This window comes from Pseudobacteriovorax antillogorgiicola, assembly GCF_900177345.1.
GTDB lineage: Bacteria > Bdellovibrionota_B > Oligoflexia > Oligoflexales > Oligoflexaceae > Pseudobacteriovorax > Pseudobacteriovorax antillogorgiicola.
On record NZ_FWZT01000005.1, the window covers coordinates 351793 to 362161 of the forward strand.

Sequence of the window (10369 nt, forward strand, 5' to 3'; positions counted from 1 at the left end):
AATCTAAAAAACGCAGAAATTTGCGATAAGTAGCTTAAACAAATTCTAGTTTCAGGAAGATAATTCAGAGCTACTGTTTAAGCCAAATGTATTGTTACTGGAAACTATTCGGTGTGAATTCTGGAGCTGCAATTTGAAGGCTTTTCGCAGCACCGGAAATTATAAGATTTGCTCCAAGAAAATCGTCAAAGTCTGTCGGTGATTTCTGCCTCGGTGAGAAGCGAATTTGGTAGACACCAGCTTCCAGCTCTGGAATAGAAAGCCAATCAGAGTCGCCATTTAGTATTGCAAACCCAGCAACCAGATCGTCATTTTGATTGAAAATTTGCAAGCTTGCCCCAGTTTCTAGCTCGGTACCACAGGCACCAACAACCTGGATATTCGCTTTGCTTGGCTCGTTTACCGTCAGTTCTATGCTTAGGACTTCACCCCAGTTCCGACGAGAGTGTCCCGTTTCAAGGCTTAAGCAGGGGTTTGGCTGCACCACTGTTGACTCAGTGCCATAGTCGTTATCACCCAAGCGAAACGCTCCCAGTTCTAGGATCGCAATTTTAGGAAATTCTGTCGCAAACGATTTCTGCCACGGCCCTTGGGACAGGGTCATAGCAATCATGTCTGGCTGGCGATCCGAAGCCACTTCAATCTGCCACATATTTCGCGAGTCGTTTTCTTGTGCCTCAATCATCTGGACCCGGCCGTCACCATCCATTGTCGAAAACGTAACGTCCACATCTCCTTGAATCTCTACAGGACCACTATCGTTAGTTAGAGAACAAGAGACACTTGCTGCAAGAGGAGATTCCTGATTGTGGTAGCAGTAAAGAAATGCACCTCCAACCTGCACAGGTTCAGTGACCTGAAAGTCTTCGATCACCACACTTCGTTCGGTGTCTACGGCTTCAGTCTCACCTTCCACACGTGCCTGCCCTTCCCCTTGAAAGTTTGGGTCCTGACACGCAAGCAAGATAAAACTTACAAATGTAAGAAATGCAGATGACTTCATAAAATCCCCCCTGATTCTACCTTTTCGGTCAAGCTCAAAGAGAAATCGATGCCACCTTATTAAATATATATATTTAGATAGTTAAAGCCAGCCATTGCCCCTAGCCACGGGTCATTCGAGGCGAGATTCATCCCCCTCTGATGACGAACGGTATGAAGTTGCTTAAAGCGTTGGCCTCGCTCGGATGGCAAGAACCTGCCATGCATCTAGGTTGGGAATCTGAAAGGTCGCCCCATCGAAGGCAGATGCGCTACAACGCCCATAGTCAGCACCAATTTTTCCAGGTCTTGGCCGATTGCCAAAAGCACCTCGGCAAATGTACATCACCCGGATATCATCGCGACCAGCAGCGAGCGCCCCTTGAGGAATGAGTTGCTGAACACCCTCGACAAAATTCGCCAACTCCCAGATATAGTATTCGTCAAACGATGGACGAGTGAGAATCAGGACTTCATACTGGGTTGAAGATACGTTAACCACATCTGGACCCACGCTATCAGTAACATTGCAAGTTCCATCGCTTAGCCCAGTAGGTCCGGGCAACAACTGACCAGGAATAATTTTATTAACTGCAAGGGTGGCTCGACAAAGGTATAGAACTTCATCCTGAGCTTCGCCTGGCTGAGAGCCGGCCGCAATCGCAGCCTCGTAGGCAGATTCATCGAGACCCTGCGGAAGCCAAGCATAAGGCTGACCAAAAGTCGGGATTGAAACTGATAGTGGCTCAGAATAGTTTAAGAAGGTATCACCCACAAAAACAAAGTAGTGGTAGGTTTCACCCTCTGTAACATTATAATCAGTATAAGTGGCCTCAAGACCTCGATAAACAAGGGTCAGATCACCTTCTATATCGCCGACTTCATAAGGCTTGCCGCTTTGTAAAAGCACGGATTCCTGGCCCTCAGACGTTCTGAACAGCAAAAATTCAACACCGTCCCGAACGAGAGCGTCGGTCCAATTCACCCGAATTCCATTTTGCCCTTCGGTAAAGGCAAAGCTCGCTACTGGAAAAGGACCATTCGCCTTCTTAGTCCAAGTTGCAATGGTTGCATTGCTGAACGCCTGCCATTCATCATCACGTTTTCCAACAATGCAAAGAGATACCTCGCCGTCGTCCAATTCACTGACGTCCACAAGCACACTTTCAGAAACAGGTGCTTCAGGCGTGTACCCGGTTTCATTGGAACACGGATTTGTGAGGCTATTGGTTACTTTATATCTGTAGTGGGTGAAGTTATCGGCTAGAATTGCAATTTCGATCGAACTTTCACGGCTATAACCATCTGGAAAGCCTGCAATGCGAATTTGATCAGATGCCTCAACATTCTCTTCGCCAATGGCAATCGCCTGAATATCTTGCCGTGATGGCGCGCAGCTAGTAATCAACCCAATGACAAGCGCAAGGTTCAGAAACTTCACAAGACCCCCCTCAAAACTTCTGGTAGTCCCAATAATGCAAAAGGAATACCAAGGTTTTGCGACTTAAGTTCAACCTTACAGTCTTGATATTACAAATTTAAAACTGAGATCTTGAAGGATATTCATTTTTTGAACCATCCACGAGGTATCCGGGTGTAAATAAGTTTGACTGTTCGAAATTAGCAAATGACCTAGCAATCTTTACCCAGTTTCTTTCTTATCAGGCTCAGTAAAGCAACCGAACACACCTCTGGGAGGAAGACATGAAAAAAATCCTGGCTTGTCTCATGCTAGTCAGTCAATCCCTTACTGGCCAAACATTTGATGATTTGATCGACTACCAGAGCCTCGATCACACCATTGAGCTGACTCATTTTCGAGCAGGCAATCATGATAGCTCGGGGCTTAATGAATACTACTTTCAAGCTTCTCTCTATGCCCTAGCTGTTTTGAAAGAAGATAGGAAAAAAGATTTTAGTGAACGAAGGAAGGTGATGCGAGACCTCGGTGAATTCGGAGATATCCAGCTTAAGACCCTTGCCTTCTGGAAAAAGGCTAACCCTGTGCCGCAAATTGATGTTCAGGGTGAGGACATCCGAAGCCTTGCTTCAGAAGCCATGCGAACATTTGAAATTTCGGAGTCTCAGGTTGCAATCCTCGCAAGGATTCAACTAAATGAACGGAACAAGCGGTTCTTTATCCTTGGGGAAGACACTGTGATTGGCGCTACGACATACTACATCATTCCTGAAAGTTTGCCCCACAAACCTATCATTGAAAACAATACCATAGAAATTGTGGATAAACTTGGCACTCACGTGAAGCTCATGACCAAGTTTGATCTTTTAGATCCCAAGAAGAAAAGAAAGAAATAGGATTGGAACCCAAAAGACCCAAGCTGCTGAAGCCTTTCGAATCCGTTTTCAGAACATAGAGCTAGCCTTAGCCTCTGTTCGATCTCTATTCGAAGATGACTGCATCTTCGGAGTGATATAGCTTCTCAATAAAGTTGCTTTTTTTATCAGCAACAACTGCTCGTTTTACTTTTAGAGTTGGAGTCAAGCTACCATCTTCTACAGAAAACCCTTGCTTCAAGACTCCCACCCGTTTGACAGTTTCGAAGCTTGCTAGTGGGCTATTCACAGATTCTAAGTGCTTTTTCAAAGCTTCCTTATACTCACTAGGATCTTTCCCGGCGATAACCTCTTCATTGAGAGAGATCAATGCCACGCAGTACTTGCGCTCGTCACCAACAACCATGGCTTCCGCAACACACGGCTCGGCCTTGATACTATCCTCAATCGGTACAGGAGCGACGTACTTGCCACCAGACGTTTTGAGCAGCTCTTTCTTGCGGCCTACGATTCTCAGACGGCCATCGCTGTCCAGCTTGCCTAGGTCTCCAGTATGGAACCAACCATCCTTCAACACTTCAGCAGTGGCTTCAGGGTTTTTGTAGTAGCCATCAAAGTTCCAATGGGCGCGGAACAAGATCTCATCATCTTCAGCAATCTTGATCTCGTTACCAGGAAATGGCTTGCCACAGCTACCGATCACAACTTCTTCAGAATCATTGAGCACGCCTAAACAAAGGTTTTCTGTAAGGCCATAGACTTCTCGAATTCTCATTCCAAAAGAACCAAAAAAGCGCATCACCTCAGGCCTCGTGGGTGCAGCACCTGTAACCAGCATACGGCAACGATCGAGACCGAGCTTGGTTCTCAATTTCTTGCCCACCAGGATGTCTGATATTTTAGCCGGTAGTTTTTGGTCATTTCGGGCGAAAATATGATCACCCTGGATACGACTTTCACCAAGCCGTCGTGCTAGGCTAAAAATTGCCCGTTTGACTGGGGACGCCACAAGCAAGCCAGCGTTAATTTTTTCGTAGATTTTTTCCCAAAGACGAGGAACACAAAGGAGAATTGTCGGTCGGCAGCGAACCAGATCTTCAGCGAGAGTGTCAATGGATCGGGCGAAAGCGACTTCTGATCCACTCACGATTGAACCGACAACAACCAACATACGTTCTGCTACGTGGCTCAATGGAAGAAACGAGAAGAAGCGATCTACTTCGCCATCATCGCGCTTTAGAATATCGTAAGTAGGCTTGACCCCTTCGGCAAAGTTTTTGTGAGAATGGACAACACCTTTAGGCCGCCCCGTGGTACCTGACGTATATATAATAGTCGCCACATCGTCGTCTTTTAGATCGATAGGGTTTTCGATGGCGAGTTTTTTTTCTTTGCGAATATCGGCCATAGCCGTGATGGGAGACTTAAATCCATCTGCCTGTTGTTTGCTACCACGATCAAAGGTTACAACTCCTTCTAAATTCAACTCCTTGACCATCTCTGCCCGATCAAGGGTATCGACAATCAAGAAGCTCGATTCTGAGTGTTCCATGATGTAGGTAACATCATTCTGAGACGCGGTTGCATAGACAGGCACCGTCACGGCTCCAAGGCTCATGATTGCCATGTCAGTGATCAACCATTCAGGTCTGTTACCAGATAGAAGCGCAATCTTATCGCCTTTTTTCACCCCTTTTGAACGTAGCCACCCCGCCAGGATACAAACCTCCTCGCGATACTTTCTCCAGGTCATGTCCACCCATTTGCGATCCCGTGGCCGGCAGTAATGAAACGCCCGCTCCCTGGCTAGATGATGAGCCCGTTCAAAAAATATCTGAGGTAAAAACCGCGCCTCTGACATCTGATCCCCCCAATTAAACAGTTGTCCCTGAAAAGGCCAGATTATGGCCCCTCGAGTTCAAATCTACAAGAACTTTGTCGTTCGCAACTTTATTTCACATATTGTAAACGCCCTAAAGTAAACCGTATTTCTGCCGAAAACAAAAGAAATTCTATGGAAAGCAGATGAAAGTAATCATTTTCGCATCTTGCCTCTTGCTCACGGGTTGCGTTACCACCTCAAAGGCCCCACAAGGCCTGACGGAAAACTGCTTTTGTGGCACGATTACCGATGGTTCCCAAGCAATCTGCGCCGTATGGGATCAGGAAGACGACCTTCAGCGAAGTCAAATGCTACTAGGTTCAAATCCCGGCACTTGCAACCAGCAGGCTTGCCAGAAGCTGACTACGGGAGTTTGTCGGCGCTGGACCTCGTGGAGCCACTTAAACCCGAAATACACGTCTCTCGATATAAAAAGTCCTTGTTATTGCGATGAGTTGGTCATAGCCTTCGGCGATGAAATCATTCGTGTTTGCGCTGCCTGGCAGGACGGAGACTCTCATTTGTTAGAGTACTACGCGATTGAACCATGCCAGCCTTCCCGTTGTCAGCAAGAGCCTTTCTACAAAGCTCCCCAATATTGCACCCTTGGCTTCCAGCCCTTCTACGCCCGAACTGAGGCACAACCCTGAGGTATTTTCCTAGGACAATTCTAAAGCAATGAGAAACTCTGCCGATACCTACGGTATGAGACACGTAAACGCCATCGAAAAACTTATTGAAAACGGCCACGTCGACGAAGCCCACGAGTCCCTCGAAGAACTCCTCGCTATCGGGCCTAATAATGTGCAAGCTCTAAAACTGCTCGCTGCCCTTTACGTTCACGAAGGCCGCTTTGAAGATGAGGAGAAGGTTTGGCGCCGGGTCTTCGAAATCGACAACGAGGATATTGACGCCATTGAGTACTTTCAAAAGGTGCAATTGGAAGACCGAGAGCACTATTACTTCACCGATGTCCTCCCTGGAGGTGGCCGCCGCTTCATTGCCTATCCTCGATCACTAGTTAACATATCAATGATTGGCCTAGTAGGCTGCGTTGGCTTTCTTTTGCTCACTCGCTTCTCTAGCGAACAGGAGATGATGAAATCTCCCCTTGCTGTGATGACGTGCTTTCTGGTTTTGGTTATTTCTCCCTGGGTTGGGATTATTTATACCTGGGCCAAGTCGTTAAGGACCGTCAATGTAACTTCATCATGCATTGAGATCAAAACTCGTTTCAAAAGCTTCCGCTACGATTGGGATCAGCTCAAAAAGATCTCTTTAGCGCACTCGCAAAACCCTAGCGACGAAGTGCTACGACTTGTGATCGTACCTTCGCCAGAGAAAGGGCCTCCCGTGACGATCGACTTTAACGAAGACACATCATCCATCCGCGCCAGACGCTATTTAATCAATGAGATCCGTGATTTCCATAGTAAAATCGACTACGACATTTTAGAAGATCTGAACCTCAACAAAAAAACCACAGTCAATCTCTAGAACCAGCAAGAGACACTCGTTGGGGTGCCAGCCCTGGCAAGACAGTGGGTTTTCCGACTCCAGACAAAAAACTTCAAAATTTTTTTTCACCTTCCCTTGACACGGAAAAAAGGATACTTAATTTTCATCCGTGTCCGAAATTGGTTGAAATGAGATCGTTTCAACAGTTCTATTTAAGGCCAAAAACTCAGATTTTATGGCGTAAGTAGTCTGTAAAACCGTATTTACGACTGAGTGTATGTAACGCAATTCAGTTTTGTTAAAGTTTATTGGAGGCATTTTATGAAGCTTAGGCCACTACAGGATCGAATCCTTGTTAAGCGTCTCGAGGCAGAGTCTAAGACTGCCAGTGGAATCATCATCCCAGACAACGCAAAAGAAAAACCGATGGAAGGCGAAGTTGTTGCAGTTGGCAACGGCAAAGTCTTGAACAACGGTGAAGTTGCAAAGCCCGACTTGAACGTTGGCGACAAGGTTCTTTTCAGCAAGTACGCTGGTTCTGAGGTTAAGTTGGAAGGTTCCGACCACTTGATCCTTAGAGAAGACGACATCCTTGGTGTTCTTGTTTAATCGTAAACTATAACAATTATGAGAGTAGGATTCATATATGACTGCTAAATCTATTAACTTCGGCGAAGATTCTCGCAAGAAGATTCTCAAAGGCGTTGACACTCTAGCAAATGCTGTAAAAGTGACTCTTGGCCCTAAAGGCCGTAATGTAGTAATCGACCGTTCTTTCGGTGCTCCTAACATCACAAAAGACGGTGTTTCTGTTGCCAAAGAAATCGAGCTAGAAGACAAGTTCGAAAACATGGGCGCTCAGATGGTTAAAGAAGTTGCTTCTAAAACTTCTGACAACGCTGGTGACGGAACCACAACTGCAACTGTTCTTGCTCAGGCGATCTACCGCGAAGGTGCGAAGCTAGTTGCTGCTGCTCACAACCCAATGGAACTTAAAAAAGGTATCGACCTCGCTGTTAAGTCACTTGTTGTTGAGCTAGACAATCTATCTCGCCAAATTGAAACTCGCGAAGAAGTTTCTCAGGTGGGTACTATCTCTGCAAACAACGACAAAGAAATCGGCGACATCCTTTCTGAAGCGATGGACAAAGTTGGTCGTGACGGTGTTATCACTGTTGACGAAGCTAAAGGTATGGAAACCACTCTTGAGTTCACCGAAGGGATGCAATTCGATCGTGGCTACCTATCACCATATTTCGTAACTGACGCTGAGCGCATGGAATGTGTTGCAGAAGAGGCTTTCGTTCTTATCCATGAGAAGAAAATCTCGAACATGAAAGATCTGCTTCCTATTCTAGAGCAAGTTGCTCAAACAAACCGTCCGTTCGTTATCATCGCTGAAGATGTTGACGGCGAAGCGCTTGCAACTCTTGTTGTAAACCGTCTCCGCGGAACTCTAAAAGTTGCTGCTGTTAAAGCTCCTGGCTTCGGCGACCGTCGCAAGGCGATGCTAGAAGATATCGCAACTCTAACTGGCGGTACTGTTATCAGCGAAGACGTAGGTCTTAAGCTTGAGACGATGACAATCGATCAGCTAGGGGAAGCGAAGCGTGTTTCTATCACTAAAGACAACACAACAATCGTCGACGGTGCTGGCGAAAAAGCTAACATCGACGCTCGCGTTGGCCAAATCCGCGCTGAAATCGAAAACACAACTTCAGACTACGACCGTGAAAAACTACAAGAGCGCCTTGCGAAACTTGTTGGTGGTGTAGCAGTTATCAAAGTTGGCGCTGCAACTGAAGTTGAAATGAAAGAGAAAAAAGCTCGCGTTGAAGATGCTCTAAACTCTACACGCGCTGCTGTTGAAGACGGCATCGTACCAGGCGGTGGCACTGCTCTTATTCGCTGTCAGCACGCTCTAGACAGCGTTACAGCAGAAGGCGAGCAGAAGTTCGGCGTTCAGATCATCCGTCGCGCTATCGAAGAACCTCTTCGTCAAATCGCATTCAACGCTGGCATCGAGCCTGCTGTTGTTGTTGATAAGATCAAGCAAGGAAAAGATGGCTTCGGCTTCAACGCTCTAACTGAAGTATACGAAGATCTTTACAAAGCTGGTGTCATCGACCCAACTAAAGTAACTAAGACTGCTCTAACTAATGCAGCTTCTGTTGCTAGTCTGCTTCTTACCACTGAAGCTATGATCGCTGATATGCCTGAGCCTGCTAATGCTGCTGGTAATGCTGCGGCTGCAGCTGCTGGCATGGGCGGCATGGGTGGTATGGGCGGCATGGGCGGCATGGGTGGAATGATGTAGGAACCGCGAAGTCATCCTGAACCTAGTAGGTGAAGGATCTCGTCGGGTTACATCCGCACTACATGTCATCCTGAGCCTTTTTGCGAAGGATCTCCGGAAATCGGTCAAAGATTTCCGGGCAAAAATGAAAAATGGAACCCGGATCACTTTTAGTGGTTCGGGTTTTTATCTTTTAAGGAAGTAATATGGGTAATACTGCTTGGGTTCCATTGAGTGATGAAGAAGATAAACAGGTTTGGAATAGGTTTAAGTCAGACTTCAAATTTAATCCATCCGTCGAGGAGTTTCCTGGGATAGTGGAGCCTCAAGAATCCGTCACCTATAGCTGGGATGTTTTCCAAAGCTTTACTAATGAAGAGTTACTGAAGTTAGCGAAAATCTTAGCTACTGATTCTGGTTGGATATATGGACTAGATTGGCAGCATGAATGTTTCCAGTTTTTTCCTGCGAAAGCCCAATTTGATGACCCCTGGAAGGTTTCCTTTCCTGATGGAGACTATGCTATCATCATCGATAAGAATCTAAAAAATGGATATTTTGGCCATCCCTGGGAGCAGACAATTTGCTTTTTCGGTGAGGCCTGCCTCGATTGGCTTGAACAGCAGACACTGGACAAAGAGTTGGTCATTCGATCTCACAGCAATTCCTCTTCATCATACAAAGACCGGTTAGACTACTGAAAATAAGGAAAGGAAGCCAAATTGCAAAAATATCTGAATAAGACTGCAACAGAAGAAAATTGCTTCTTTTCTGAGAACCGCCTAAATAAAGAGCTTATTTCTGAGAGCATAGCCAATAAGACATTCAAACTACCTTGGGGAGAAACTCCTCCCAAAGAGGGGTCCACTATTTCCCTATTCCTCAAAGTAGGAAGCCATTCATCAGCCCGTGAGAAGTTATTGAAAAACAAAGATAACGTTATTCCTTGGACTGATATAGAAACATTGAGTGCTAGCTTCACAACCAGGTTGGGACCTAATAGGTCAAGCTGGTTTTGTTGGTGGCCAGAGAAGCTATCTTACAACGGATTCAGATGGCTATCGGACAAAGATTGGGATTTTAACGGTGAGTCAATTCGGAATATGTCAGGGTGTTTGAGACAATTAGGGTGAAAGTTTAGTATAACAATCACCCCAAAACGGGTATAGACTTCCTTACCACCGGTACATTTATACCCACAGAATCAGCGGGTACTGGCAGTCTAGGTCCGGACTTTGGAAACCTTTCTGGATAGGCTTCAAAAGCCTGCTTGAGAACCTCAGCTCTCTTCTTAGCTACAGACTTATCCTTACCTTGATGAACAGTTTCAGGCGTCATCAAGCCAAGATTTATGTGTCGATGCTCAGTGTTGTACCAACCAAAAAACTTTTGCAAGCATTCACTAGCATCTTCTGGGCTCTCATACCAAGCTTTGAAGTAGCGATGGTATTTGAGTG

10 protein-coding genes are annotated in these 10369 nt (G+C 46.0%); 6 read left to right on the forward strand and 4 right to left on the reverse strand.

Annotation, left to right across the window (positions count from 1 at the left end; all coding sequences use genetic code 11):
• Positions 1-94: 94 nt before the first annotated feature.
• Positions 95-1003, reverse strand: coding sequence for a hypothetical protein (locus B9N89_RS09305; RefSeq protein ID WP_132317083.1), 909 nt, complete (start codon positions 1001-1003; stop codon positions 95-97).
• Positions 1004-1165: 162 nt separating this feature from the next.
• On the reverse strand, positions 1166-2422 hold the full coding sequence (locus B9N89_RS09310; protein WP_159455261.1) for a DM9 repeat-containing protein: 1257 nt from the start codon (positions 2420-2422) through the stop codon (positions 1166-1168).
• A gap of 263 nt (positions 2423-2685) precedes the next feature.
• Between B9N89_RS09310 and B9N89_RS09315 the strand changes: the two genes are divergently transcribed.
• Positions 2686-3297, forward strand: coding sequence for a hypothetical protein (locus B9N89_RS09315; RefSeq protein WP_132317079.1), 612 nt, complete (start codon positions 2686-2688; stop codon positions 3295-3297).
• Positions 3298-3382: 85 nt separating this feature from the next.
• Here B9N89_RS09315 and B9N89_RS09320 read toward each other — a convergent pair whose 3' ends face one another.
• A complete protein-coding gene (locus B9N89_RS09320; RefSeq protein ID WP_132317077.1) occupies positions 3383-5137 on the reverse strand; it encodes an AMP-dependent synthetase/ligase in 1755 nt (584 codons plus the stop codon).
• A 164-nt stretch (positions 5138-5301) separates the two neighbouring features.
• Between B9N89_RS09320 and B9N89_RS09325 the strand changes: the two genes are divergently transcribed.
• The 5 genes from B9N89_RS09325 (at position 5302) to B9N89_RS09345 (ending at position 9613) form a co-directional block, all read left to right on the forward strand.
• On the forward strand, positions 5302-5808 hold the full coding sequence (locus B9N89_RS09325) for a hypothetical protein (RefSeq protein ID WP_132317075.1): 507 nt from the start codon (positions 5302-5304) through the stop codon (positions 5806-5808).
• A 28-nt stretch (positions 5809-5836) separates the two neighbouring features.
• Positions 5837-6655 carry a tetratricopeptide repeat protein gene (locus B9N89_RS09330; protein ID WP_143478150.1) on the forward strand — a complete coding sequence of 273 codons (819 nt, stop codon included), beginning with the start codon at positions 5837-5839 and terminating at the stop codon, positions 6653-6655.
• Between the two features lie 282 nt (positions 6656-6937).
• Complete coding sequence (gene groES, locus B9N89_RS09335; protein ID WP_132317071.1) at positions 6938-7225, forward strand: co-chaperone GroES; 288 nt, start codon at positions 6938-6940, stop codon at positions 7223-7225.
• A gap of 37 nt (positions 7226-7262) precedes the next feature.
• On the forward strand, positions 7263-8933 hold the full coding sequence (gene groL, locus B9N89_RS09340; protein WP_132317070.1) for a chaperonin GroEL: 1671 nt from the start codon (positions 7263-7265) through the stop codon (positions 8931-8933).
• A 185-nt stretch (positions 8934-9118) separates the two neighbouring features.
• Positions 9119-9613 (forward strand): DUF2716 domain-containing protein, encoded by a 495-nt coding sequence (locus tag B9N89_RS09345; protein WP_132317068.1) that lies wholly within the window; start codon positions 9119-9121, stop codon positions 9611-9613.
• A gap of 448 nt (positions 9614-10061) precedes the next feature.
• On the opposite strand, the gene B9N89_RS32400 is transcribed toward B9N89_RS09345, so the two are convergent.
• A partial coding sequence (locus B9N89_RS32400) for an integrase core domain-containing protein (RefSeq protein WP_143478151.1) occupies positions 10062-10369 on the reverse strand: 308 nt, incomplete at its 5' end.